The 25,458-nt window shown below is 71.4% G+C and carries 26 protein-coding genes; 8 read left to right on the top strand and 18 right to left on the bottom strand.

The features are described 5' to 3' along the window. Nucleotides 1-53 precede the first annotated feature (53 nt). The 3 genes from ASE25_RS08920 to hflX form a co-directional block, all read right to left on the bottom strand. Entirely contained in the window at nucleotides 54-1,124 is a 1,071-nt protein-coding gene (locus ASE25_RS08920) for a GNAT family N-acetyltransferase (RefSeq protein ID WP_056824866.1), read from the bottom strand. Continuing rightward, nucleotides 1,121-1,276: a hypothetical protein gene (locus ASE25_RS22725; RefSeq protein WP_020142601.1), complete on the bottom strand. Its 156-nt coding sequence runs from the start codon at nucleotides 1,274-1,276 to the stop codon at nucleotides 1,121-1,123. The genes ASE25_RS08920 and ASE25_RS22725 overlap by 4 nt, the downstream gene beginning before the upstream one ends. Nucleotides 1,277-1,357: 81 nt before the next feature. Continuing rightward, nucleotides 1,358-2,863 (bottom strand): GTPase HflX, encoded by a 1,506-nt coding sequence (hflX, locus tag ASE25_RS08915; protein ID WP_082620021.1) that lies wholly within the window; start codon nucleotides 2,861-2,863, stop codon nucleotides 1,358-1,360. 121 nt (nucleotides 2,864-2,984) lie between these two features. Here hflX and ASE25_RS08910 point away from each other — a divergent pair, with 121 nt between their 5' ends. Together ASE25_RS08910 and ASE25_RS08905 are read left to right on the top strand one after the other, a co-directional pair. Next, on the top strand, nucleotides 2,985-3,596 hold the full coding sequence (locus ASE25_RS08910) for a class I SAM-dependent methyltransferase (protein WP_056825690.1): 612 nt from the start codon (nucleotides 2,985-2,987) through the stop codon (nucleotides 3,594-3,596). Nucleotide 3,597: 1 nt separating this feature from the next. Further along, nucleotides 3,598-4,347 carry a nucleotidyltransferase domain-containing protein gene (locus ASE25_RS08905; protein WP_056824862.1) on the top strand — a complete coding sequence of 250 codons (750 nt, stop codon included), beginning with the start codon at nucleotides 3,598-3,600 and terminating at the stop codon, nucleotides 4,345-4,347. Between the two features lie 51 nt (nucleotides 4,348-4,398). Here the strand turns inward: ASE25_RS08905 and dapF are convergent, their stop codons facing one another. From dapF to miaB, 4 genes are read right to left on the bottom strand one after another with little or no spacing between them, the layout of a single operon-like run. Further along, entirely contained in the window at nucleotides 4,399-5,250 is an 852-nt protein-coding gene (gene dapF, locus ASE25_RS08900) for a diaminopimelate epimerase (RefSeq protein WP_056780194.1), read from the bottom strand. A 1-nt stretch (nucleotide 5,251) separates the two neighbouring features. Next, on the bottom strand, nucleotides 5,252-6,208 hold the full coding sequence (miaA, locus tag ASE25_RS08895; RefSeq protein ID WP_200959032.1) for a tRNA (adenosine(37)-N6)-dimethylallyltransferase MiaA: 957 nt from the start codon (nucleotides 6,206-6,208) through the stop codon (nucleotides 5,252-5,254). 57 nt (nucleotides 6,209-6,265) lie between these two features. After that, the gene (gene def / locus ASE25_RS08890) at nucleotides 6,266-6,880 is read right to left on the bottom strand and encodes a peptide deformylase (protein ID WP_056780200.1); all 615 of its coding nucleotides are present in this window, start codon (nucleotides 6,878-6,880) and stop codon (nucleotides 6,266-6,268) included. Between the two features lie 42 nt (nucleotides 6,881-6,922). Then, nucleotides 6,923-8,494: a tRNA (N6-isopentenyl adenosine(37)-C2)-methylthiotransferase MiaB gene (gene miaB, locus ASE25_RS08885; RefSeq protein ID WP_082622772.1), complete on the bottom strand. Its 1,572-nt coding sequence runs from the start codon at nucleotides 8,492-8,494 to the stop codon at nucleotides 6,923-6,925. A 197-nt stretch (nucleotides 8,495-8,691) separates the two neighbouring features. On the opposite strand from miaB, the gene ASE25_RS08880 reads away from it, so the two are divergent. Then, complete coding sequence (locus tag ASE25_RS08880; protein ID WP_056780206.1) at nucleotides 8,692-9,297, top strand: YceI family protein; 606 nt, start codon at nucleotides 8,692-8,694, stop codon at nucleotides 9,295-9,297. Between the two features lie 98 nt (nucleotides 9,298-9,395). Here the strand turns inward: ASE25_RS08880 and ASE25_RS08875 are convergent, their stop codons facing one another. The 4 genes from ASE25_RS08875 to ASE25_RS08860 form a co-directional block, all read right to left on the bottom strand. Beyond that, entirely contained in the window at nucleotides 9,396-9,938 is a 543-nt protein-coding gene (locus tag ASE25_RS08875) for a regulatory protein RecX (RefSeq protein WP_056824856.1), read from the bottom strand. 377 nt (nucleotides 9,939-10,315) lie between these two features. Continuing rightward, the gene (gene recA / locus ASE25_RS08870) at nucleotides 10,316-11,365 is read right to left on the bottom strand and encodes a recombinase RecA (protein ID WP_028785358.1); all 1,050 of its coding nucleotides are present in this window, start codon (nucleotides 11,363-11,365) and stop codon (nucleotides 10,316-10,318) included. Between the two features lie 219 nt (nucleotides 11,366-11,584). Next, nucleotides 11,585-12,133, bottom strand: coding sequence for an O-acetyl-ADP-ribose deacetylase (locus ASE25_RS08865; RefSeq protein ID WP_056824853.1), 549 nt, complete (start codon nucleotides 12,131-12,133; stop codon nucleotides 11,585-11,587). After that, entirely contained in the window at nucleotides 12,133-12,396 is a 264-nt protein-coding gene (locus tag ASE25_RS08860; protein WP_369793468.1) for a DUF3046 domain-containing protein, read from the bottom strand. Before ASE25_RS08860 ends, ASE25_RS08865 begins: the two co-directional genes overlap by 1 nt. Before the next feature lie 140 nt (nucleotides 12,397-12,536). Here ASE25_RS08860 and ASE25_RS08855 point away from each other — a divergent pair, with 140 nt between their 5' ends. Continuing rightward, entirely contained in the window at nucleotides 12,537-14,129 is a 1,593-nt protein-coding gene (locus ASE25_RS08855; protein WP_056824850.1) for a DUF3352 domain-containing protein, read from the top strand. A gap of 66 nt (nucleotides 14,130-14,195) precedes the next feature. Here the strand turns inward: ASE25_RS08855 and ASE25_RS08850 are convergent, their stop codons facing one another. From ASE25_RS08850 to rimO, 6 genes are read right to left on the bottom strand one after another with little or no spacing between them, the layout of a single operon-like run. Continuing rightward, nucleotides 14,196-15,302, bottom strand: coding sequence for a dipeptide epimerase (locus ASE25_RS08850; RefSeq protein WP_056824847.1), 1,107 nt, complete (start codon nucleotides 15,300-15,302; stop codon nucleotides 14,196-14,198). Further along, complete coding sequence (locus ASE25_RS08845; RefSeq protein WP_056824844.1) at nucleotides 15,299-16,294, bottom strand: serine hydrolase; 996 nt, start codon at nucleotides 16,292-16,294, stop codon at nucleotides 15,299-15,301. Before ASE25_RS08845 ends, ASE25_RS08850 begins: the two co-directional genes overlap by 4 nt. Before the next feature lie 17 nt (nucleotides 16,295-16,311). Continuing rightward, nucleotides 16,312-16,614: a helix-turn-helix domain-containing protein gene (locus tag ASE25_RS08840; RefSeq protein ID WP_056780226.1), complete on the bottom strand. Its 303-nt coding sequence runs from the start codon at nucleotides 16,612-16,614 to the stop codon at nucleotides 16,312-16,314. Between the two features lie 11 nt (nucleotides 16,615-16,625). Then, nucleotides 16,626-17,210: a CinA family protein gene (locus ASE25_RS08835; protein ID WP_056824841.1), complete on the bottom strand. Its 585-nt coding sequence runs from the start codon at nucleotides 17,208-17,210 to the stop codon at nucleotides 16,626-16,628. Nucleotide 17,211: 1 nt separating this feature from the next. Next, entirely contained in the window at nucleotides 17,212-17,928 is a 717-nt protein-coding gene (gene pgsA / locus ASE25_RS08830) for a CDP-diacylglycerol--glycerol-3-phosphate 3-phosphatidyltransferase (protein WP_056824838.1), read from the bottom strand. Then, entirely contained in the window at nucleotides 17,925-19,400 is a 1,476-nt protein-coding gene (gene rimO / locus ASE25_RS08825) for a 30S ribosomal protein S12 methylthiotransferase RimO (RefSeq protein ID WP_056824834.1), read from the bottom strand. The genes pgsA and rimO overlap by 4 nt, the downstream gene beginning before the upstream one ends. Before the next feature lie 28 nt (nucleotides 19,401-19,428). Between rimO and ASE25_RS08820 the strand changes: the two genes are divergently transcribed. After that, on the top strand, nucleotides 19,429-20,649 hold the full coding sequence (locus ASE25_RS08820; protein WP_082622771.1) for a dipeptidase: 1,221 nt from the start codon (nucleotides 19,429-19,431) through the stop codon (nucleotides 20,647-20,649). A gap of 53 nt (nucleotides 20,650-20,702) precedes the next feature. On the opposite strand, the gene ASE25_RS08815 is transcribed toward ASE25_RS08820, so the two are convergent. Further along, on the bottom strand, nucleotides 20,703-21,449 hold the full coding sequence (locus ASE25_RS08815) for an ion channel (protein ID WP_056780235.1): 747 nt from the start codon (nucleotides 21,447-21,449) through the stop codon (nucleotides 20,703-20,705). 101 nt (nucleotides 21,450-21,550) lie between these two features. Here ASE25_RS08815 and ASE25_RS23780 point away from each other — a divergent pair, with 101 nt between their 5' ends. The 3 genes from ASE25_RS23780 (at nucleotide 21,551) to kdpB (ending at nucleotide 25,457) form a co-directional block, all read left to right on the top strand. Next, complete coding sequence (locus ASE25_RS23780) at nucleotides 21,551-21,637, top strand: potassium-transporting ATPase subunit F (RefSeq protein WP_082588788.1); 87 nt, start codon at nucleotides 21,551-21,553, stop codon at nucleotides 21,635-21,637. Continuing rightward, a complete protein-coding gene (kdpA, locus tag ASE25_RS08810) occupies nucleotides 21,637-23,283 on the top strand; it encodes a potassium-transporting ATPase subunit KdpA (protein ID WP_056824830.1) in 1,647 nt (548 codons plus the stop codon). The genes ASE25_RS23780 and kdpA overlap by 1 nt, the downstream gene beginning before the upstream one ends. 104 nt (nucleotides 23,284-23,387) lie before the next feature. Next, entirely contained in the window at nucleotides 23,388-25,457 is a 2,070-nt protein-coding gene (kdpB, locus tag ASE25_RS08805) for a potassium-transporting ATPase subunit KdpB (protein WP_056825683.1), read from the top strand. Nucleotide 25,458: the final 1 nt, after the last annotated feature.

Raw genomic sequence — 25,458 nt, 5'->3', positions numbered from 1 at the left:
GCTCCGACCGCCACGGCACCGTCTCGTCGGAGCTCGGCCGAGCTCGTCACCGGTCAGTCCAGGGGCAGGCCGTCGACGCGACGGGCCATCGCGACGTCGTCGCGGTAGTCGGTGGCGGTGAGGCGGAGCCCGCGTGGCACCCGGCCCACCTCGGTCCAGCCCGACCGCTCGTAGAACTCCCCCAGACCGAGGCCGTCGCGGTAGTCGAGGCGCAGCAGCTCGACCCACGGCAGCTCGCGTCGGGCGATGCCGACCATGCCGCCGAGGAGGATGCGGCCGAGGTTGCGCCCGTGGGCGGCCGGGTCGACCATGAGCCGCTTCAGCCCGGCGACGTGGTCGTAGGGGAAGCCTCTCGAGTGCTCCCAGAAGCCGATGCCGAGCAAGGAACCGCCGGGCTCCCTGAGCACACAGAGCAGCGAGCGCCGCGCACGGACGTCGTCGAGGTGCCCGTCGAGCGCGGCCGCCACGTCGTGCCGGTTCGCGCCGGGCAGGAAGCCGACGGAGCCACCGGCGTCGTTGACGCGCACCCAGAGGTCCACGACGGCCTCCCGGAGCTCGGCGCCGACCGCCTCTCGAGGCACGGACGCGACCTTCGGCGCCTCGAAGTAGGGCATCGGCTCGGTGTCCGGCTCGCCCTTCATCCGCCGTGTGCCGACCTGGACGAGTCCCGCCGACACCGCCGTGCGCATCGACGCCGCATTGACGGCGTCGACCATCGCCGTCACGAGCGCGTCCGGGCGGTGCTCGACGCCCCACGCGACGACCGCGCGCGAGATCTCCCGCCCGAGACCTGCACCCAGGCGGTCGTGCGCGAGTCGGTAGTAGAGGTTGAGGCTCGAGGCGTCGGAGTCCTTGTGCCGCAAGCCCGCCCACCCGATGACCTCGCCGGTCGCGCGGTCGACGACGGCGGCATACCCCAGCTCGTCCCGCTCCCAGTCGGCGACGTCGTCCGCGAGACGCTCACGGCACCGCTCGGGGCTCGGCATGCTCGAGGGCGAGTGGGCATACGTGCGCGGGTCGCTGTGGAGGCGGAGGTAGTCGTCGAGGTCGTCGGCCCGCGGACGGCGCAGGATGAGCCGCTCGGTCGTCAGCCAAGCTCCCCCGTCGTCGGCAGCAGCGGTCACGGCGCCTGTCGCTCGGGCGCGCGCGTCTCGCAGGCGGCCAGAGGCGCGCCGTCGCAGCAGGGCTCGATGTAGAGGCACTTCGGGCAGCGGTTGTGCGCCTGCTCGGCATACATCTGGGTGCCGCAGTAGGGGCACGGGATCTCGAGGGCCATGCTCCTCATCCTCCCCGACACCCCCGACGGCCGGGCACCGACATGCCGAAGGGCCCGGTGAGGGCCCTTCGGCGGTGTCCGTCAGCTGGCGACGACGGCGTAGGCCGCGAGGTCGGGCTCCATGCTGGGCGTGACCTTCGCGCGCAGCCGGGTCCCTTCGGCCACGTGCTCGCTCTCGAGGATCTCGCCCTCCTCGTGGAGGCGCGAGATGAGGTCGCCGCGCTCGTAGGGCACGAGCACCTCGACCTCGATGTCGGGCTTGGGCAGCTCGTGGTCGATGAGCGCGCGCAGCTCGTCGAGCCCGGCGCCGGTGCGGGCCGACACCGTGATGCAGTGCTTCTCGTGACGGCGCAGCCGGTCGAGCACCTCCGGGTCGGCGATGTCGGCCTTGTTGACGACGATGATCTCCTTGATCTGGTCGCCACCGACCTCCGCGAGCACCTCGCGCACGGCCGAGATCTGGCCCTCGGGGTCGGGGTGCGATCCGTCGACGACGTGCAGGAGCAGGTCGGAGTCGCCGACCTCCTCGAGCGTCGAGCGGAACGCCTCGACGAGCTGGTGGGGCAGGCTGCGCACGAAACCGACCGTGTCGGCGAGCGTGTAGACGCGACCGTCCTCGGTCTCGGTGCGGCGCACCGTCGGGTCGAGGGTCGCGAAGAGCTGGTTCTCGACGAGGACGCCGGCGCCGGTGAGCCGGTTGAGCAGCGAGCTCTTGCCGGCGTTGGTGTAGCCGGCGATCGCGACGGACGGGACGCCGCCGGCGCGGCGCGAGTGGCGACGGGTGTCTCGGCTCGTCTTCATGCCCTTGATGTCGCGGCGCAGCTTGGCGATCTTCGTGTTGATGCGACGGCGGTCGAGCTCGATCTTCGTCTCACCGGGTCCACGCGAGCCGATGCCCTCACCGCCGGCGACCCGGCCACCGGCCTGACGGGACATCGACTCGCCCCAGCCACGCAGGCGCGGTAGGAGGTACTGGAGCTGGGCCAGCTCGACCTGGGCGCGGCCCTCACGGCTCTTGGCGTGCTGGGCGAAGATGTCGAGGATGAGCGCCGTGCGATCGATGACCTTGACCTTGACGACGTCCTCGAGGGCGCGCCTCTGGCTCGGGGCCAGCTCGCCGTCGCAGATGACGGTGTCGGCGCCCTCCTCGACGACGATGTCGCGCAGCTCGATCGCCTTGCCCTTGCCGAGCCAGGTCGCCGGGTCGGGCTTCTGACGACGCTGGACGACGCCCTCGAGCACGGTCGAGCCGGCGGTCTCGGCGAGCGCCGCGAGCTCACGGATGGAGTTCTCGGCGTCGTCGGCGGTGCCCTCGGTCCAGACACCGGCCAGCACGACCCGCTCGAGGCGCAGCTGGCGGTACTCGACCTCGGTGATGTCCTCGAGCTCGGTCGAGAGGCCCTGGACGCGGCGGAGCGCGGCGCGCTCCTCGCGGTCGAGCTGGTCGCCGTCGTAGAGCGGGTATGCCGTCTCGTCGGTCTCGTGGAGCTCCTCGGCCAGCGCGTCGGCGCGGGTGGCGAAGAGGGTGCGCTCCCGCTGCACGGCGCGGTCGGTGTCGCTGGGGTGGTTCGTGTGGTTGCTCGTCATGTTCTCCCTATGGTCCCACCCCTAGAACGCCACGAGCCACTCGTTTGTGCCCGAACCGGCGTGCAGGGCACGGCGGGTTGGGTGCCGCGGACGACGGGCCGGGGCCGATACGGTGACCGTGATGAGCGAGCCGACCGACCACTACTTCACCGCCGAGCCGGCCACCCCGGAGGAGCGTCGCACCATCGAGGTCACCCTCGACGGGCACCGGTACACGCTGACGACGGCCCGCGGCGTCTACTCCCCCGACCGCCTCGACCCGGGCACGGCCGTGCTGCTCCAGGGCGCTCCCGACCCGAGCCCGACCGGCGACCTGCTCGACATCGGCTGCGGCTGGGGCCCGATCTCCCTGACGCTCGCGCTCCGCTCCCCCGGCTCCAGGGTCTGGGGTGTCGACGTCAACCGCCGGTCGCTCGACCTGGCGCGGACCAACGCCGCGGCGGTGGGGGTCGACAACACGACCTTCTGCGAGCCGGACGACGTGCCCGACGACGTGCGCTTCACGACGATCTGGTCCAACCCGCCGATCCACGTCGGCAAGGCCGCCCTCCACGCCCTGCTCGAGCGGTGGCTCCCACGCCTGGCCGACGACGGCGTCGCGCACCTCGTCGTCCAGAAGCACCTCGGCTCCGACTCGCTCCAGCGGTGGATCACCGAGCAGGACTGGGGCCTCAGGTGCACCCGCCTGTCGTCCGCCAAGGCGTTCCGGATCCTCGAGGTGCGCCGTTCCTGACATGGACGGGGCCGTCGACGACGCGCGTGCCCTCGTGGCGCACTGGTTCCCCGAGGCGCGGGCTGCGTGGCTCGGCGGGAGCGTCGTCCTCGGCTCCGCCACCCCGGGCTCCGACCTCGACGTGACCGTGCTCCTGCCCGGGCCACCAGCGCCGTACCGCGATGCGCGGCACTTCCGCGACTGGCCGGTCGAGCTCTTCGTGCACACCGAGACGTCGCTCGGCCACTACGTGCGGCGCGACGTCGCCGGCGGGCGGCCCACCATGGTGCGGCTGCTCGGACGCTCGGTCGTCCTCCTCGACAGCGACGGGTCCGGTGCCCAGTGGCAGCGGACGGCGGCGCGGCTGCTCGCCGCGGGACCTCCCCGGCTCACCGGAGACGACCTCGACACGATGAGGTATGCCGTCACCGACCTGCTCGACGACGTGACCCACGCGCACGACGCCCACGAGCGGCTCGTCTGCGCCGTGCTGCTCGCCGACGAGGCCGCCCACCTGCTCCTGCACGGATCGGCTCACTGGTGGGGCCGCGGCAAGTGGGTGGCGCGCGAGCTGGCCGACTTCGACGAGCGCGAGAACACCTCTTGGCGGGAGAGGCACGAGAAGGCGCTCGTCACGGCGGCTGCCGGCGACGTGTCGCTGCTGCTCGCCTTCGCCGACGACGTGCTGGCCCGCCATGGCGGTCCGCTGTTCGAGGGCTTCAGGCTCTCCGGCACCGACCCTGCTGCGCCACCGGCTCCCGGTTCGACCTGATCCCGAGCCCCGGGTGGCTGCCGCCACCACCCGAACGGGAGCCGACGGTCGTCAGAGCGGGAAGTCCCCGTCGGCGACGAGCACCGCGGGTCCTGCGAGCTCGACCCGCTGGCCGGCCAGGGGCGTGACGGTGAGGCGCCCGCCCGGCACGTCGACCGTCCACGGGCTCAGGTCCTCCACCCCGGACCAGAAGCGCGTCGCAAGGGCGGCCGCAGCAGCGCCCGTGCCGCACGACCGGGTCTCGCCGACCCCACGCTCGTGGACGCGCATGGCGATGTGACCGGGTCCGACGGCCCGGACGAACTCGACGTTGGACCCGTCGGCCGGCTCCGGATGCAGCTCGGGCGCCTCACCGAGGTCGAGGTTCTCGAGGGCGATGCCCTCGGGCAGCATGACGACCGCGTGCGGGTTGCCGAGGTCGAGGGTCAGCGCCGGCACGGGCTTGCCGTGGCGCGGCTTCACCATGACGTCGAAGCCGTCGCGGCGGGCACCCTCCTCGTCGCCGAGACGCCACGGACCAAGGTCGACGGCATACCCCTGCTCGACGACGCGCACCGTCTTGACACCGGCACGCGTGGCGATGCTGAACGTCGAGCCGAAGGCGAGCCCCTCCCGGCGGAGGTACTCGGCGAAGACGCGCGTGCCGTTGCCGCACATCTCCGCCAGCGAACCGTCGGCGTTGCGGTAGTCCATGAACCACTCGGCCTCGCGCGACTGGGCGCGGACGGCCTCGTCGGTCGACAGCGCCGTGCGCACGACCCTGATGACGCCGTCGGCCCCGAGGCCGGCGTGCCGGTCGGCGATGCGCTGCACCTGGGCGGGGGTGAGCTCGAGCGAGCCCTCGAGGTCGGGGACGAGGACGAAGTCGTTCTCGGTGCCGTGGCCCTTGGTGAAGCGCGTCATGTCAGTCATTCTCCGGTATGCCGTCGCGCACCCGCGCATCCGCCTCACGAACCGCCGCGAGGGCCCGGTCGAGCAGGTCCGGGTCGGTGGCATCGAGCCACACGATTCGGGGGTCGGGCCGGAACCACGACTCCTGCCGGCGGGCGTAGCGGCGCGTCGCCTGGGCCGTGTCGCTGCGCGCCGTTGCCTCGTCGAGGGCGCCGTCGACGACGGCGACGGCCTGGCTGTAGCCGATGGCCCGACTCGCGGTGACGCCGTCGCGCAGACCCACGGCGAGCAGGGCCTCGGTCTCATCACGCAGCCCCGCCTCCCACATGCGCTCGACACGCCGCTCGATGCGTTCCACGAGGACGTCACGGTCGACGCGGAGGCCCAGGACCACTGCCGGAGAGACGAACTCACGCGTGGGCATCGACGCACTGAACGGGCGGCCGGTGAGCTCGATGACCTCGAGGGCCCGGATGACCCGTCGGCGGTTGCCGGGCAGGATCGCGGCGGCGGCCCGTGGGTCGAGAGCGAGCAGCCGCGCGTGCATCGCGTCACCACCGACCACCTCGGCCTCGGCCTCGAGGCGCCCGCGCACGGCGGCGTCGGTGGGCGGGATCTCGAGCCGGTCGAGGGCGGCTCGGACGTAGAGCCCCGAACCGCCGACGAGGAGCGGCCGGTGGCCCCGCCCGCGGATCGCGGCGATGTCGACGCGGGCCGCCGCCTGGTAGCCGGCGACGCTGGCCTCCTCGGTCACGTCGAGGACGTCGAGCTGGTGGTGGGCGATGCCGCGCCGCTCGGCGGCGGGGAGCTTGGCCGTGCCGATGTCCATGCCGCGGTAGAACTGCATGGCGTCGGCGTTGACGATCTCACCACCGAGCCGCGCGGCGAGGTCGAGGGCCAGGTCGGACTTGCCCGTCGCCGTCGGCCCGACGACCGCGACCACGGGCGCACCGACCGTCGGCGCGTTCACGGGCGTCACGGCGTACGGGACCGGAGGCCGGGCGGGTCCGTCACGAGGGGCGCGCGCTCAGCCGATGAGGTCGTCGGCGTACTCGTCGACCTCGTCCTCGTCGTGACCGAAGGGGTCCTTGTCGACGCCCGGGTGCCACGAGCTGCCGGGCTTGCCCCACCCGTTGCGCTTGACGGCCTTGCGGGCCTTCTTGGACTGGCGGTCGTCGAGACGGTCGACGTAGAGCGTGCCGTTGAGGTGGTCGTACTCGTGCTGCATGCACCGGGCGAACCAGCCGGAGGCGTCGAACTCGACGCGGTTGCCGTCGATGTCGAAACCGATGACGTGGGCGCGGTCGGCGCGCTTGAGCGGGAAGGCCTCACCGGGCACGGAGAGGCAGCCCTCGGTCTCCTCGTCGGGGTTCGGGCGCTCCTGCGGGATCTTCGAGGTGGTCACCGTCGGGTTGATGACGTGTCCCTGCTCCGGGACGCCGTCCTCGTTGGCCATCTTCCAGATGAACACCCGCAGCCCGACGCCGATCTGGGGTGCCGCGAGCCCGACGCCGTTGGCCGCGACGTTCGTCTCGTACATGTCCTCGACGAGGGTGCGCAGCTCGTCGTCGAAGTCCGTGACGAGGGCGGCGGCCCGGTGCAGGACGGGCTCACCGGTGATGACGATGGGGCGCACACTCATGCACCAAGTCAAGCACGTGGGGACGCGCTGACCCGAATCGGCTCAGACGACAGAGCAGCCCGACGCCACCGGGGTGACGGCCGGTCGACCGATGGACGGCATGCCGAGGCTCACGGCCGGCTTGCCCGTGCCTTGCGGCGCGTCCTGGAGCGCCGCCCAGGCGTCACCCCCGGGGGTGCGCCGGACGGCATACGTCCCGCCCTCGAGGCCCGAGTCGGCCACGAGGTGGTGCGGCGCGCCGTACGTGACCTTCACGGTGACCATGTCGCCGGGGCGGGGCACCTCAGCGCCCTCGGGAACGGCGAAGTGGACGAGCCGGTTGTCGCGGGCCCGCCCTGACAGCCGCTTCGTCTCGACGTCCTTGCGACCCTCCGACGGCGCGACGAGCACCTCGACCTCACGGCCCTCGACGGCGCGGTTGCCGGCCCAGCTGAGCTCCTCCTGCAGGGCGATGAGTCGCTCGAAGCGCTCCTGCACGACGGCCTTGGGGACCTGGTCATCCATCGTCGCAGCGGGGGTGCCGGGCCGGATGGAGTACTGGAAGGTGAAGGCGCTGGAGAAGCGTGACTCGCGGACGACGTCGAGCGTGCCCTGGAAGTCCTCCTCGGTCTCGCCGGGGAAGCCGACGATGATGTCGGTCGTGATCGCCGCGTCCGGGATGTGCTGGCGGACGGTCTCGATGATCCCGAGGAACTTCGTGCTCCGGTAGGAGCGGCGCATGTCCTTGAGCACCTTGTCCGAGCCGGACTGGAGCGGCATGTGCAGGCTGGGCATCACGTTGGGCGTCTCGGCCATCGCGAGGATGACGTCCTCGGTGAAAGCAGCCGGGTGCGGGCTCGTGAAGCGGACGCGCTCGAGGCCCTCGATCTCGCCGCAGGCACGCAGCAGCTTGCCGAAGGCGAGGCGGTCGCCGAACTCCACGCCGTAGGTGTTGACGTTCTGGCCGAGCAGGGTCACCTCGACGACGCCCTGGGCCACGAGCGCCTCGATCTCGGCGAGGATCTCGCCGGGGCGACGGTCCTGCTCCTTGCCGCGCAGGCTCGGCACGATGCAGAAGGTGCACGTGTTGTTGCAGCCGACCGAGATGGAGACCCAGGCGCTGTAGGCCGAGTCCCGACGGGTCGGCAGGGTCGAGGGGAAGACCTCGAGGCTCTCGAGGATCTCGACCTCGGCGCGCTTGTTGTGGGCCGCCCGGTCGAGCAGGGCGGGCAACGACCCGATGTTGTGGGTGCCGAAGACGACGTCGACCCACGGCGCGCGCTGGACGATGGTGCCACGGTCCTTCTGGGCCATGCAGCCGCCGACCGCGATCTGCATGTCGGGGTTCTTCTGCTTCGCCGGGCGCAGCTGTCCGAGGTTGCCGTACAGCTTGTTGTCGGCGTTCTCGCGCACGGCGCACGTGTTGAAGACGACGACGTCGGCGACCTCCGGCCGCTCCCCGGTCGGCAGGCTCGCGAGGTCGACGTAGCCCGCCGTCTCGAGCAGCCCGGCGAGTCGCTCGCTGTCGTGGACGTTCATCTGGCACCCGTGGGTGCGGACGTCGTAGGTGCGGGGCGAGCCGGCGGGCGCGGTCGTGGCGGCCTCGGGCGTGGGCGCGAAGTTCTGCGTTGTCATGGCACCGACAAGGGTACGTCGTGCAGCGCGCTCCCACGGCCGGGCGCCGTCGACGCTCTGGTCCGGCCTCGATCCCAGCGCGCGAGACGAAGGAATAGGGGCGACGGTGGACCTGTTGACCCCATTGCTTGACAGTTCAACAACTTGGGTGCATCATAGTTGTTGAAGATTCAATAACCTACTCCGAAGGACACATCATGGGCCTGTTCAACCGCACCAAGGACGAGACCGTCTCCGAGACCCCCTCGGTCGCTGTCGAGAACATCTCCGGCGACTACACCATCGACCCGAGCCACACGCGCATCGGCTTCTCCGCCCGCCACGCGATGGTCACGAAGGTCCGCGGCCACTTCGACGAGTTCGAGGGCTCGGCCCACGTCGACACCGTGACGCCGGCGAACTCCTCGGTCACCGTGACGATCCAGGCCGCCAGCGTCACCACGGGCAACGAGCAGCGCGACGGTCACCTCAAGACCCCTGACTTCTTCGACATCGCCACCTACCCGCAGATCACGTTCGTCTCGACGAACGTCGAGCGCGACGGCGCCGAGTGGGACATCACCGGCGACCTGACCATCAACGGTGTCACCAAGTCCGTGACGATCCCCTTCGAGGAGACCGGCTCGGCCAAGGACCCGTTCGGCAACACGCGCGTCGGCTTCGAGGGTGACGTCACCATCGACCGCACCGAGTGGAACCTCTCCTTCAACGCGGCCCTCGAGACCGGTGGCGTTCTCGTCAGCGAGAAGGTCAAGCTCGAGTTCGACGTCTCCGCGATCGCCAACGTGCCCGCCGAGGTCTGAGCAGCACCGCACCACAGCACACCCAAGGGGGTGAGGACCACACGGTCCTCACCCCCTCGTGGTGTCCGGAGGGCATGCCGTGAGCACCGCGACGCTCCTCAGTCACGACGGTGCTCGGGCAGCCCGTCGACCGCGTCGCGGATGATCGGCCACGCGACCTCCCCCGAGTAGCCCTTGCGAGCGAGCAGCCCGGCCAGACGTCGGGTCTGGACCTCGGGAGCCAACCCGCGCATCGAGCGCAGCTTCTTGGCCACGAGCTGCTCGGCCCGAAGCCTCTCGTCCCCGGCACCCACCCGACCGAGCGCCTCGTCGGCGATCTCCTGGTCGATGCCCTGCTTGCGCAGCTCGTGCGCGAGCGCGCGCCGGGCCAGGCCCTTGTCCGACTGCTTCGAGCGGACGAGCATCTGGGCGTACGCCTCGTCGTCGATGAGACCGACCTCGGCCATCCGGTCGAGGACCTTTGCCGCCACGTCGTCCTCGCAGCCGCGCTGGCGCAGCTTCTTCTCGAGCTGGGCACGGCTGCGCGGCGCCATGCTCAGCTGTCGCAGGACGATCGCGCGTGCCACCGACTCGGCATCGGCCTCGGGCACGGCCGTCTCGACGTCCTCCGGCGGGGGCGCCCAGTCGGGTCGCTCCCCCACGTCAGCGGAACCCCAGCCGGAGCGCGGTTTGGCAGACCGGCGCCCCTGACGGCCGGAGCCGCTGGCACCGCCCGACCGGCCCGAACGCCCGCCGCCGCGGGACCCTCCCGACGGGCTCGACCCGTCGGATCGGGTCATGCGTGTGCTCGCGGGCCGCGCGCTCTCATGCCCGGTCGGCTCGGCGCGGACGGGCACGGACCACGGCAGTACGGACCGGCTCGCACCGGCCTCGGCCGCCGACTCCCCCGAACCTGCATCCGAGCCTTCCGCCGACGCACCGCCGGCTCGCACCCCGGCCACCCCCTCGGCCTCAGCCAGGGCGGCCGCGGCGCGAGCCAGACGGTCCCGTGCGGTCTCCTGTTCGGAGAGACCCATGATCAGAAGTCGACAGGCACGTCCGAGACCTCGGCGGGCTGGTCGACGCGCGGCCCGACGCCGAGCTTCTCCTTGACCTTCTTCTCGATCTCGTCGGCGAGGTCGGGGTTGTCCTTGAGGAAGTTGCGGGCGTTCTCCTTGCCCTGGCCGAGCTGGTCGCCGTCATAGGTGTACCAGGCACCGGCCTTGCGGACGAAGCCGTGCTCGACGCCCATGTCGATGAGGCCGCCCTCACGCGAGATGCCGTGGCCGTAGAGGATGTCGAACTCGGCCTGCTTGAACGGCGGGGAGACCTTGTTCTTGACGACCTTGACGCGGGTGCGGTTGCCGACCGGCTCGGTGCCGTCCTTGAGGGTCTCGATGCGACGCACGTCGAGGCGGACCGAGGCGTAGAACTTCAGCGCCTTGCCACCGGTCGTCGTCTCGGGCGAGCCGAACATGACGCCGATCTTCTCACGGAGCTGGTTGATGAAGATCGCCGTGGTGCCGGTGTTGTTGAGGGCGCCGGTGAGTTTGCGCAGCGCCTGGCTCATGAGTCGCGCCTGCAGGCCCACGTGGCTGTCGCCCATCTCACCCTCGATCTCGGCGCGCGGCACGAGGGCCGCCACGGAGTCGATGACGATGATGTCGATGGCACCCGAGCGGATCAGCATGTCGGCGATCTCGAGCGCCTGCTCGCCCGTGTCGGGCTGCGACACGAGCAGGGCGTCGGTGTCGACACCGAGCTTCTTCGCGTAGTCCGGGTCGAGCGCGTGCTCGGCGTCGATGAACGCCGCGATGCCACCGGCCTTCTGCGCGTTGGCGACCGCGTGGAGCGCGACGGTCGTCTTGCCCGAGGACTCCGGGCCGTAGATCTCGACGACGCGTCCGCGCGGCAGACCGCCGATGCCGAGAGCGACGTCGAGGGCGATCGATCCGGTGGGGATCACCTCGATGGGCGGACGGATGTCGTCGCCGAGGCGCATCACCGCACCCTTGCCGTAGCTCTTCTCGATCTGGCCCATCACCGAGGAGAGGGCCTTGTCCTTGTCCTTTTCCTGCACCGAAGCCATGTCGGTCACCTATCTGCCGTCTGCGTTGCGGTCGTCTACCTTCGACCCGGGCCACGGCCTCGTGCTGCGAGGTCCGCTGTCGGGTCAGACGCTAGGTGCCGGCGCCGACATCGGGAGGATCCACGAGACGGCCTGTGGACGATGCGGGTGGTGGCGCAGGACCTGTGGAGAACACTACCGAACAGGTGTTCGAAGTCCGTACGACACGCCGATCCCGGGTCAGCGTGTCGCTCTCAGCCGCGTCAGCGCCCGGTCGAACGCGGCGTAGGCCGTGTCGGAGAAGAGCCAGAACCGCGCCTCGCGCACCCCGCCGTGCACCGTGAGCGCTCCCGCCAGCGCCTCGAGCGACACCACCGCCGCCGCGTCGAGCGGGTAGCCGTAGACCCCGCACGACACGGCGGGGAAGGCGAGCACCGCGCAGCCGGCGGCGTCGGCGACCTCGACCGACCGCACGTAGCAGCTCGCCAGGAGCTCCGGCTCACCGTCACCTCCCCCGCGCCAGACCGGGCCGACCGTGTGGATGACGTGCCGCACGGGCAGCCGACCGGCGCCGGTGATCTTCGCGTCGCCGGTGTCGCACCCGCCGAGCAGCCGGCACTCGGCGAGCAGAGCCGGCCCCGCTGCCCGGTGGATCGCCCCGTCGACACCGCCGCCGCCCAGCAGGGACCGGTTCGCGGCATTGACGATGGCGTCGGCCGAGGCGTCGCTCGTGATGTCGCCGTGCCGCAGCGTGATCCGCGACAGACCGGGGTCGAGCGACGCCGGCATCAGCGACCGGCCTGACCGCCCTGGGCTCCCCGGGCGACACGGGTGTCACGTCCGAGACGTCGCTCCGGTGGCACGTCCATGTCGACGCACAGCGCTTCCCACACCGCACGCGGCGCCTCGCCATCGGCGAGGGCCTGCACGACGGTGCGGTTGCCGAGCGCACCCAGCACGTGGTCACGGGCGAGCGACCCGGCATACGCCGCGCCGAACTCGTCGTCCATCAAGGTCCAGAAGTGGCTGATCCGCACACTGCAGTGTGCCACCCGGAGCACCGGAACCGTTCCGCGCGAATCCGTCGTCGGAGCGTTATCGCAACCGGCCGCGGACGTCCGGCGCTGCCGGTATCGTCCTCTCGTCCCGCGCGCAACCGCAGGACGCACCGAACTCTTCAGGGGAGCACACCATGACCGAGCCCACCGAGCCCACCGAGCCCACGCACGGGGCGAGCCAGCCCTACACCTACCCGACGCCCGCCGGAGCGGCCGAGACCGTTCCCGGCGAGGTCACCCTCTCCGACGACCCGCAGCCGCCGACGTCCGGGGGCCGCAAGCGCACGGGTCTGCTCGTCGGTGGCGTCGTCACCGCCCTCGTCCTCGGTGGCGCCGGCGCCTTCGCCTTCCAGACGCTGAGCGGCGGCGGTTCGCAGCCCGCTGACGTGCTGCCCGGCGACGCCTACGCCTACGTCCGTCTCGACATCGACCCGTCCGCCGGCCAGAAGATCGCCGCCGTGCGCTTCCTGGGCAAGCTGCCCCAGGTCAAGGACACGCTCGGTGCCGACGACCCCCGCAAGCAGCTGTGGCAGCTCGCCTCGAAGGACGCGAGCAACGACTGCGTCGCCAAGTTCAGCTACGACACGGACATCGCGCCCTGGCTCGGTGACCGGGTCGGCGCCGCGATCCGTCCCGGTGGCACCGCGGACGCGCCCAACGTCGCCATCGCGATCCAGGTCAAGGACGAGTCCGCGGCCAAGGACACCCTGACCAAGCTGTTCGCCTGCGACAAGGGCGGGTCCGACACCGAGCTGCGGATGAAGGACGGCTACGCCATCGTCACGCCGCCCGGCGTGGGCGACGCCACCCTCGCGGCTGCCGCCAAGGGCACGCTCGCGCAGAACGCCGACTTCACCGCCGACATGGCGGCCCTCGGCGAGCAGGGCATCCTGTCGGCCTGGTTCGACATGGGCACGGGGCTGAAGGAGATCCAGAAGTTCAGCGGCACGACCGGCATGGACGCGACGGCCCTGGCCTCGGCCAAGGGACGCTTCGCGACGGCGGTGCGCTTCGACGCCGACTACGTCGAGATGGCCGGCGTCGTGCGCGGCGCCGACGCGACGAAGTCCGTCAAGGGCGACGGCAGCGAGGTGGCCTCGCTGCCGGCCAACACGATGGCTGCCTTCAACGTCTCCGGCGCCGACCAGATGCTCGACTCGGCGTGGCCCCAGCTGAAGAAGCAGATCGAGAGCCTCGCCGCCGCCGACGGTGAGTCCGACCCGATCGGCATGGTCGAGCAGCAGCTCGGCATCAAGCTGCCCGACGACCTCAAGGTGCTGCTCGGCCGCTCCTTCACCCTGGCCATGCCCGAGCAGGACCTCAAGAGCGACGTTCCGGTCCTCGGGGCCAAGGTCGTCTCGAGCGACGCCAAGCGCGCCGACGAGCTCGTCGGCCGACTCATGGAGTCGGTCGGCGTCGGCGGCGACGTGCTGACCCACAAGGTCGAGGGCGACAAGGTCTTCGTGGCGACGACGCCCGACTACGCCGACGACCTCAAGTCGGGCGGCAAGCTCGGCGACAGCGACACCTTCAAGGTCGCGGTCGGTGACGTCAGCAACGCGACGGCGACGCTCTTCGTCGACCTCGACAAGGTCGACGCCATCGTCAAGGGCGACGTCCACGGCGAGGCCAAGTCCTTCCTCGAGTCGCTGCGTGCCGTGGGCTTCACCGCCACCAACACCGGCAACGGTGAAGGCTCGTTCACGTTGCGCGTCCTGGGCGACTGACACCACCTGCAACGCGCGAAGGGCCCCGCTCCGGCGGGGCCCTTCGTGCGTGCGGTGTGCGGTGGGTCAGTCGTGGTGGACGAACCCGCTGATCCCGAGACCGCCGGTCATCGGCACACGGATCTGGTTGCCCGAGTAGGCGATTCCACCCACGACGGGTGACGTGACCGACCACCATGCGGCGTCGAGGTCACTCACCTCGGTCGTCGGTTCGGCAGCCACGAGCGCTGCCGCGGCCCCGACCCCGACGTGGCTCTCCATCATCGAGCCCACGATGGTGCGCAGGCCGACGTCGTGGGCGCGGCGCAGCATGTCGCGGCCCACGGTGAGCGATCCGCACTTGGCGAGCTTGACGTTGACGAGGTCCGCCGCGCCGAGCCGGATGATCCGTTCGAGGTCGTAGGGCACGTAGCACGACTCGTCGGCCATGACCGGCAGCCCGACCCGCTCCCGCACCCAGGCCAGGCCCTCGACGTCGTCGGCCACGACCGGCTGCTCGACGAACTCGACCCCGAGGTCGGCGACCTCGAGTGCGCGGATGACCTGGACGGCCTCCTCGCGCGTCCACCCCTGGTTGGCGTCGAGCCGGATGCCGACGTCGGGTCCGACGGCGTCGCGCACCGCCGCGACGCGCTGCACATCGGTGCTCGCGTCGGTGCCCACCTTCATCTTCAGGGTGCGGAAGCCGTCGGAGACGCGCGCGCGCGCCGTGTCGGCGAGGGCGTCAGCCGCACCTGCCGACAGGGTGACGTCGGTCGTCAGCACCTCGCGTATGCCGTCGGGCCGGGTCGCGAGCAGCGCCGCCACCGACGTGCCCTCCGCCTGGGCGACGAGGTCGTGCAGGGCCGCGTCGACCGCGGCCTTGGCACCGAAGTTGCGGGCGACGGACCTCTGGACGACGGCAGCGGCAGCGGCGAGGTCGCTGCGGTCGTCGAGCCGGTGGCCCGTGACGGCAGGCGCGAGCATCTGCTCGATGCACGCCGTGGCGCTCGCGAGCGACTCCCCCGTCACCTGCCACACCTGGGGCGCCTCGCCCCAACCCGTGCGGCCGTCGCTGTCGGTGATCGTCGCGACGACGGTGTCGGTGGTCTCGGTGCGGCGCAGGGCCGTGACGAACGGGGTGTGGAGCCGCACGGACGAGGTCGTCGTCGTGACCCGCGCGACGGTCGTCATGCGTGCTCCCCCTCGGACCCCGGCTGCGCCGCGAGGTCGGTCACGGACTCGGTCACGGACTCGGTCACGGGCTCGGTCGGGTCGTCGGTCGGGTCGTCGGTCGGGTCGTCGGTCGGGTGCTCGGCACGCCAGACGTCCCGGGCGATGCCGGCAACGAAGACGGCGGCCTCCGTCTCGTCGAGGTCGATCGTCGTGCAGACGGCGATGACGAACGGCTCCTCGCCCACCGGCCGCACGAGCGCGACGTCGTGGGAGACGCCCGGGATCCAGCCAGACTTGCTCGCAGTCGGGGTGCCCGGCGGCAGGCCCGCCGGCACCTGGTCGACGTGCTCCTGCCGGGCCAGCATCGCCTCGACGGGCGCCAGCACCTCGTCGCCACCGAGCGCGGGCTCGCGGCGCCCGACCGCGGCCATGACGAGCCCGAGGTCGGCGGCGGTCACGGTGTTGGTGATGCCGGCTCGACGGGCCACGGCGTCCTCGATGCCGCGCCCGACCACGGTGGCCGGCGAGCAGCCGACGATGCGCAGCACCTCGGCGACCTCGTCGAGACCGACGACGTCGACGAGCAGGTTGGTCGCGATGTTGCTCGAGTGGGTGATGGCCTGCTCCGCCAGCTCTCCCAGCGTGCGGGTGCCGCCGAGCGCCGCCCAGGTCTGCGGGTCCTGGTCCTCGGCCTCGTCGAGGTCGAACGGGGAGCCGTCGAGCACCGAGGCGAAGGTGCCGGTCACTGCGACCGGCGCGTCGAGGTCAAGCTCGCCGCGCACGACGCGGCGGAAGGCCGCGATGACGAGCGGGAGCTTCATCGTGGACGCGGCGTAGTGCGGCGCGAACGCGTCGTGCTCGTAGCGGGGCCGGCCGTCGAGGTCTCCCAGCCACACCGACACCGTCGCGTCAGGATCCGAGGGGCGCGTGGGGTTCGTGGCTTCCGAGGGGTCCGAGGCCGAGACGGCCCGGTCCAGTCGTGAGTCGAGGTCCGAGAAGGGGCTGGGCACCCCAGCACGGTAGACGATCAGGCAGCGGAGGCGGACACCACGTCGCCCGACGGGACGGGCAGCGAGACGGTCGGGGCGAGGCCCTCGCTCTCGGCCATCCGGTTGGACACGTCGATGAGGACCTGCGACAACGGCAGGGCCAGCGCCCCGCAGATCGAGGCGAGCAGCTCGGACGAGGCTTCCTTCTCGCCGCGCTCGACCTCGCTGAGGTAGCCGAGGGAGACGGAGGCCGTCGCGGAGACCTCACGGAGGGTGCGGCCCTGGGCGCGTCGGCGCTCACGGAGGACGTCGCCGAGCTCGCGCCGCAGCAGTGTCGTCATGTCGTCCTCCTTCAGGTCGCTGGTGTCGTGCGTTCGGGTGCCGTGCCGTCGTCGGGGTGACCCGACAGCCCTACCGTACCCCGAGGCCCCCACGGCGGCGCAGGTGTTTGGCGCGTGGCGCCCGTCTCCTCCACCGCGAGCCGGAGCACCGCGTCGACGGTGGCCGACCGGATCTGGGCCCTGGTCCCGTTCAACTCCAGGGCACGCGTCACTGTTCCCGACGGGCCGGAGACTGCCACGTGGACGGTGCCCGCGGGCTTGCCCTCCGACGGTCCCGGGCCGGCCACACCGGTCGTCGCGAGGCCCCACGTGGAGCCGAGCCGACGGCGTACGCCCTCGGCCATGAGGGCGGCCACCTCGGGGTCGACGGTGCCCACCCGTGCGATGAGCTCGGCAGGCACGTCGAGCAGCGCCGTCTTCACCGCGGCGGCATACGCGACGACCCCACCGAGCAGCACCACGGACGCGCCGGGGGTGTCGGCCACGGTGGCGGCGACGAGCCCCGCGGTCAGCGACTCGGCACAGGCCACGGTCTCGCGCGCCTCGGTCAGCCGGGCCACGAGACGTGCCCCCGGCGCCTCGGACACGTCGTCCACGTCAGTCCCGTTTCGCCGTCCGGGGTGGCGCCGGGTCGCCGGTGGAGCCGTCCGGCGTCTCGGACCTCGCCTCCCGGGCGGCGGCGCGGGCGGCCCGCCGAGCCAGCGTGCGCTCACTCGTCTCGCGCAGCCGTGCCGCCTTGAAGACGTAGTCGATGCCGCTGACCACGGTCATGACGAGCGCCGCGCCGAGCACGACGTAGGCCACGAGCAACCACGCGCTACCGAACGGGAGCACCCAGAGCGGGAAGGTCAGGGCCCCGAGCGACAGCGTCTGGAGCATCGTCTTGAGCTTGCCGCCACGGCCGGCCGGCATGACGCCGTGCCGGATGACGACGAAGCGCAGCACGGTGATGCCGATCTCGCGGACGAGGATGACGACGGTCACCCACCACCAGACGACCCCGAGCAGCGACAGCCCGATGAAGGCCGTGCCGGTCAGCGCCTTGTCGGCGATCGGGTCGGCGACCTTGCCGAAGTTGGTGATCTCCCCGCGTCGCCGGGCGATCTTGCCGTCGACGCCGTCGGTGACGGCGGCGAGCGCGAAGACCACCCAGGCCCAGAAGCGCCACCACGGCTCGTTGCCGCCGTCCTGGAAGAGCAGCACGGCGTAGACCGGGACGAGCAGGAAGCGCAGGACCGTCAGGGCGTTGGGCAGGTTCCAGTCGGTGGGTCGGGGCGCCGGCCCCTCCCCCCGGTGGAAGGTCTGTGGCGTCATCGCGGCTCCGCGACGAGGTCGATCCCCTCGGTGCCGACGACGACAGCCGGCACGAGGTCGCCGACCTGAGGGGCCGGGGCACCCTCGGGGACGTGCACGATGGTGACGCCGTCGACGTCGGGGCCCTGGAAGTCGGCGCGCCCGACGACGGTGCCCTCCTCGTCGTCGATCTCCTCGACGAGGACGAGGACCCGCTCGCCGACGCGCTCCTCGGCCCGCTGGGCGTTGAGCTCCTCGACGAGGCGGGTGAAGCGGTCGAGACGCTCGGCGACGACCTCGGGAGCCAGCTTGCCGACATACCCCTCGGCCTCGGTGCCGTCCTCGTCGGAGTAGCCGAAGACGCCGACGACGTCGAGACGGGCCTCCGTGAGGAAGGCCTCGAGCTCGTCGAGGTCGGCCTCGGTCTCGCCCGGGAAGCCGACGATGACGTTGCAGCGGATGCCGGCCTCGGGAGCGTCGGCACGCACCCGTCCGAGGAGCTCGAGGAAGGCCTCGCGCGAGCCGAACCGGCGCATCGAGCGCAGGAGCGGCTCGGACGCGTGCTGGAACGAGATGTCGTAGTAGGGCACGACGCCGGGGGTGTCGGCCATGGCGCGCAGCAGGCCGGGGCGGATCTCGGCCGGCTGGAGGTAGGAGACGCGGACGCGCTCGATGCCCTCGATCGCGGTCAGCTCGGGCAGCAGCTTCTCGAGCAGGGCGAGGTCGCCGAGGTCCTTGCCGTAGCTCGTGGAGTTCTCGGAGACGAGGAAGAGCTCCTTGACGCCCTGCTCGGCGAGCCAGCGGCCCTCGGCGACGATGTCGGCGGGACGGCGCGACAGGAACGCGCCACGGAACATCGGGATGGCGCAGAACGAGCACCGACGGTCACAGCCCGAGGCGATCTTGAGCGGCGCCCACGGACGGCCGTCGAGGCGGGCGCGGATGACCCGGGGACCGGAGGCGGGGGTCGGCACGTCGTCGTCGGCGAGGTCGGGGCGGGGGTCACCGTGGCCCGGCAGCGCGACGGACGCGGAGCCCTGCTGGCGCTCGACCGGGGTCAGCGGGAGCAGCGTGCGACGGTCGCCCGGCGTGTGGCTCTCGACGTGGCCGCCCGCGAGGATCGTCTGCAGGTGCGTGCTCATGTCGCGGTAGGAGTCGAAGCCGAGCACGGCGTCGGCCTCGGGCAGCTGGTCGGCGAGCTCCTTGCCGTAGCGCTCGGCGAGGCAGCCGACGGCGACGACCTTCTGCGTGCGGCTGCCCTCGCCCTTGAGGTCGGAGGCCTCGAGCAGCGCGTCGATGGAGTCCTTCTTGGCCTGCTCGACGAAGCCGCACGTGTTGACGACGGCGACATCGGCCTCGGACGCGTCGTCGACGAGACGCCATCCCTCCGCGAGCAGCCGACCGGCCAGCTCCTCGGAGTCGACCTCGTTGCGCGTGCACCCGAGGGTGACGAGTGCGACGCTCTTGTCGGCGCTCGGGTGGGGAGGGGTCATGCGTCCACTCTAGATGCCGGGGTGTTCAATGGCCGACATGCTCGGAACCGCCCCCCACGGCCACGACGACCTGCTCACGAGGGCACGCGACCTGCTGCGGGCGCACCCCCTCGTCGACGGCCACAACGACCTCCCCTGGGAGGCGCGCGAGCAGACCGGCTACGACTTCGAGGCCCTCGACATCTCCGGCCGCCTCACGACGACGCAGACCGACCTGCCCCGCCTCACCGAGGGCGGGGTCGGCGCGCAGTTCTGGTCGGTCTTCGTGCCGAGCACCCTCCAGGGCGACTCGGCCGTCACGGCGACGCTCGAGCAGGTCGACGGCGTGCACCGGATGATCGGGTCGTATGCCGACCGGCTGGCGCTCGCCCGCACCGCGGACGAGGTGGAGGCTGCCACCGCGACGGGCCGCGTCGCGTCGCTCCTCGGCGCCGAGGGCGGACACTCCATCGGCTGCTCGCTCGGGACCCTGCGGATGCTCCACGTCCTCGGCGTGCGCTACCTGACGCTGACGCACAACGACAACACGCCGTGGGCCGACTCGGCCACCGACGTGCCCGTCGTCGGCGGCCTCAGCGAGTTCGGCCGCGAGGTCGTGCGCGAGATGAACCGCCTCGGGATGATGGTCGACCTCAGCCACGTCGCCGCGACGACGATGCGGGACGCGCTCGAGACCACCGACGCACCGGTCATCTTCAGCCACTCCTCGGCGCTGGCCCTGTGCAACACCCCCCGCAACGTGCCTGACGACGTGCTCGGCGCGCTGCCCGCCAACGGCGGCGTGTGCATGGTGACCTTCGTCCCCGAGTTCGTCTCGCCCGCGACCGCCGCCTGGCGCGTCGAGGCCGCCGCCGCCGCGGCGGAGGTCGGCGTGGAGGCCCGCGACTGGGAGGCGTTCGGCCGGTTCACCGCCGGGTGGCAGCGTGAGCACCCCAAGCCCGACGCGACGGTCGAGCAGGTCGTCGCCCACCTCGAGCACGTCCGCGAGGTTGCCGGCATCGACCACATCGGCATCGGCGGAGACTACGACGGCACCGACACCTTCCCGGTCGGGCTCGAGGACGTCAGCGGCTACCCGCGGCTCGTCGCGGCCCTGCTCGCACGGTCGTGGTCCGAGGCCGAGGTCGCGCAGCTCGTCCGCGGCAACACGCTGCGCGTCATGCGCGACGTCGAGGCCGTGGCCCGCGACCTCCAGACGACCCGCACCCCGAGCCTCAGGACGTTCGCCGAGCTCGACGGCACCCGCTGAGCAGCTGAGCGCGACCCGGGCACACGGCATACGCCCTCGGTGGGCGCAGCCCGCTACTGACGGAATCGGGCGATGGTGAGCCCGACGAGGCGGGCGACGACGAGCGCGACGTAGAGCATGCCGGCGATCTGCTGGAGCAGCACGAACGACCGCGCGTGCGGGGTCACCGCGTAGATGTCGGAGAGGCCGGTCGAGGTCATCGTCGTGATCGAGAGGTAGAGCAGCTCGTACCAGGTGCGCACCCCCGGCAGGGTCTCGCCGTAGATGGTGAACGAGTTCGGCCAGATGAACTGCACGGCGACGTAGAGGTAGGCGAAGCCCCAGGCGACGACGGTGAACGTCGCGCCCGTGGCGTAGAGCTCGTCACGGGTCACCCAGTTGTCGGCGAACATGTACCGCAGCAGGCCGTAGCCCGTGTAGAAGTAGAAGAGCGCGTGCAGCAGAGCGCTCCAGAAGGCGATCGGGCTGTTGTCGGGCCACACGGCCTCGGCCACGGTGAGCAGGACCACCGGCCCGCCCAGCACGACGGCGACCCACGTCAGCGCCGGGGTCGCCCGCACCGCGCGCACGGCGAGGAAGAGCACGAGCAGGCCGATGAGGCCGAAGACCGCGCGTCCCGCCTCGCGGTAGTCACCGAGGGTCGCGGTCTCGACGAAGGGGTAGGCCAACAGCGCACCCAGCTGGACGAAGAGGAGCAGGGCGCACGGCAGCTCGTTGACCTTGCGCCGCAGCTGGTCGAGCCGTGAAGGCGGCCCGGCGCGACGGGGCGATGACGGCCAGAGCTCCAGCGACGCACTCACGACTCGGACTCTAGTGGCGGGCCCGTCAAGAACGCGTCAAGAGCCGTCAGCGCGCGGTCAACGGCTGCAGGGCGCCCGGCGGGCGACCCTAGGAAGGAGTCATGTTCACCTCCATCCTCCTGCTCGTGGTCGGCGTCGCCGTGCTGGTGTACCTCGTCCACGTCCTGCTCCACGCGGACCGGTTCTGATGAGCGACACCGTCAGCGGGCTGCTCACGATCGCCGTCCTCGTCGCCGCGCTCGCCGCCGTCCACGTGCCACTCGGGTCGTGGATGGCACGCGTCTTCACCGACACCCGGGACTGGCGCGTGGAGCGCCTCGTCTACCGCCTTTGCCGCGTCGACCCCGCGTCCGAGCAGCGCTGGAGCACGTATGCCGTCGCCGTCCTCGGCTTCTCCGTCGTCGGCGTCGTCCTGCTCTTCGCGCTCATCGCCCTGCAGGGCGTCCTGCCGTTCGCCCGCGGTGCGTCGATGAACCTCGACACCGCTCTCAACACGGCCGTCTCGTTCGTGACGAACACCAACTGGCAGTCGTATGCCGGGGAGTCGGGCACGTCGCCGCTCGTCCAGACGCTCGGGCTGACCGTCCAGAACTTCGTCTCGCCGGCGGTGGGGCTGGCGGTGGCCGTGGCGCTCGTGCGCGGCCTCGCCCGTTCGAGCGGGGCCGAGATCGGCAACTTCTGGGTCGACCTCGTGCGTGGGTCGCTGCGTGTCCTGCTGCCCCTCGCCGTCGTCGGGGCCGTCGTCCTGCTGCTCGGTGGCGTCATCCAGAACCTCACGGCGCCGACGGAGGTCACGACGCTCTCTGGCGGGTCGCAGGTCGTCCAGGGCGGCCTCGTCGCGTCGCAGGAGGCGATCAAGGAGCTCGGCACGAACGGCGGCGGCTACTTCAACGCCAACTCCGCCCACCCCTTCGAGAACCCGAACGCCATCACGAACCTCGTCGAGATCTTCCTGCTGCTCGTCATCCCGTTCTCCCTGCCGCGGACCTACGGCATCCTCGTCGGCGACCGGCGGCAGGGCTGGGCAGTGCTCGGCTTCATGGCCACGCTCTGGGGCCTCATGGTCGCGGCCGTGACGTGGGCCGAGGTGAGCGCGGCGAGCGGCCCGCTCGGCGGACTCGAGGGCAAGGAGGTGCGTTTCGGCGTCTGGCCGTCCGCCCTCTTCGCGGCGAGCACCACCGGCACCTCGACCGGCGCCGTCAACTCGATGCACGAGAGCTACAGCCCCCTCGGTGGAGGCGGTGCGCTCGTCCACATGCTCCTCGGCGAGGTCTCCCCCGGCGGTGTCGGGTCGGGACTCTACGGCGCCTTGCTCCTCGCGATGCTGACCGTGTTCATCTCCGGGCTCATGGTCGGGCGCACGCCCGAGCTGCTCGGCAAGCAGATCGGTCGGCGCGAGATCACGCTGGTCGCGCTGGCCCTGCTCGTCATGCCGGCCCTCGTGCTCGTCTTCACGGGGATCGGCATGGTGGCGCCCCTGGTGTCGTCGCAGATGCTCGCGAGCGGCCCGCACGGGCTCACTGAGGTGATGTACGCCTACGCCTCGGCCGCCAACAACAACGGCAGCGCGTTCGCCGGCTTCTCGGCCGACACGCCGTACACGAACCTCACCCTCGCCCTGTGCATGTTCCTCGGCCGCTTCGTGCCGATCGTCCTCGTGCTGGCCCTTGCCGGTTCCCTGGTGGCGCAACGACGTCGGCCAGCCAACGCTGGCACCCTTCCCACCCACACACCCACGTTCGCGGGCCTCTTCGTCGGGGTGGCGATCATCGTCACCGGACTCACGTTCTTCCCTGCCCTGGCCCTCGGTCCCCTCGCGGAGGCACTGTCATGACCCCGTCCCCGACGACGACCCCGTCGTCCCCCGACACCACCGACCCGCGCGGCCCCGGCGCCCACGGCGGCTCGGCCCACCGGCGCGGCGGCTCCGGCAGCGAGATGCCTCTCATCAGGGCGGGGAAGGCCCCGCTGTCGCTCGGCACGCTCGCGCGCCAGCTGGTCGCGACCTTCCCCGAGGCCGTGCGCAAGCTCGACCCGCGTCACGTGTGGCACAGTCCCGTCGTCTTCGTCGTGTGGATCGGCTCGCTCCTGACCACCGTCGTCGCCATCGTCGACCCCTCGTGGTTCGCGTGGAGCATCACCCTGTGGCTGTGGGCCACCGTCCTCTTCGCCAACATGGCCGAGGCCGTCGCCGAGGGCCGCGGCAAGGCGCAGGCGGCCACGCTGCGCGCCACCCGGACCACGACGACGGCGCAGCGCCGGAGCGCCGACGGCTCCGTCGAGACCGTGGCTGCCTCCGACCTCACGATCGGCGACGTCGTCGTCGTGCGTCCCGGCCAGGTCATCCCCGGTGACGGGGACGTCGTCGAGGGCATGGCCACCGTGGACGAGTCGGCGATCACCGGCGAGTCCGCTCCCGTCATCCGTGAGTCCGGTGGTGACCGGTGCGCCGTCACGGGCGGCACGACAGTGCTCTCCGACGGCATCACGGTGCGCATCACGACCAAGCCCGGTGAGACCTTCATCGACCGGATGATCGCCCTCGTCGAGGGCGCGGCACGGCAGAAGACGCCCAACGAGATCGCGCTGACCATCCTGCTCACCACGCTGACGATCATCTTCGTCCTCGCCGTCATGGCGATCCAGCCGCTCGCCGTCTACTCCGGCCAGGAGCAGTCTGTCGTCGTGCTCGTGGCCCTGCTCGTCTGCCTCATCCCCACGACGATCGGGGCGCTGCTCTCCGCGATCGGCATCGCCGGCATGGACCGGCTCGTGCAGCACAACGTCCTCGCGATGTCGGGCCGTGCCGTCGAGGCAGCGGGCGACGTGTCGACGCTGCTGCTCGACAAGACCGGCACCATCACGTTCGGCAACCGCCGTGCAACCGAGCTGCTCGCGGCCCCCGGCCTTCCGGACGTGGAGGTCACCGAGGCGGCATACCTCTCCTCACTGGCCGACGAGACGCCCGAGGGGCGCTCGATCGTCGAGCTGTCCGCGCGGGGCCTCGCCGACGAGACGCGTACGCGCTTCGACGGAGTCCGGCGCGAGGGTGCCACGTTCGTGGAGTTCACCGCGCAGACCCGCATGTCGGGGATCGACCTGCCCGACGGCACGGCCGTGCGCAAGGGCGCGTCCGATGCCGTGTGCCGCTGGGCTTCCGACCACGGAGGTGGCGTTCCGTCCGGGGTGCTCACCGAGGTCGCCGGGATCGCCAGCTCCGGAGGGACCCCTCTGGTCGTCGCGTCGAAGCAGCCGGGCGGGCCGGCCCGGGTGCTCGGCGTCATCCACCTCAAGGACGTCGTCAAGCCCGGCATGAAGGAGCGCTTCGCCCAGCTGCGCGCGATGGGCATCCGCACCGTCATGATCACGGGCGACAACCCGCTCACGGCGAAGTCCATCGCGGAGGAGGCCGGGGTCGACGACTTCCTCGCCGAGGCCACACCCGAGGACAAGATGGCCCTGATCCGGAAGGAGCAGCAGGGCGGCCGTCTCGTGGCGATGACCGGCGACGGCACGAACGACGCCCCCGCTCTGGCCCAGTCGGACGTCGGCGTGGCGATGAACACCGGAACCTCGGCGGCCAAGGAGGCGGCCAACATGGTCGACCTCGACTCCGACCCGACGAAGCTCATCGACATCGTCTCCATCGGCAAGCAGCTGCTCATCACCCGCGGGGCGTTGACGACCTTCTCGATCGCCAACGACATCGCGAAGTACTTCGCGATCATCCCGGCGATGTTCGTCGTGCTCTTCCCGGGCCTCGAGGCCCTCAACATCATGGGCCTCTCGACCCCGAAGTCGGCAATGCTCTCGGCCGTGATCTTCAACGCCCTCGTCATCGTCGCGCTGATCCCCTTGTCGCTGAGGGGGGTTCGCTACCGGCCCTCCGGAAGCACTGCCCTGCTGCGGCGCAACATCCTCATCTACGGAGTCGGCGGCGTCATCGCCCCGTTCATCGGCATCAAGCTGATCGACCTCGTCGTGAGCCACCTCCCCGGAATGATGTGAG

Source organism: Terrabacter sp. Root85 (assembly GCF_001429185.1).
In the GTDB taxonomy this organism is placed as follows: Bacteria; Actinomycetota; Actinomycetes; order Actinomycetales; family Dermatophilaceae; genus Terrabacter.
This window is presented reverse-complemented; position numbering and strand designations above follow the sequence as displayed.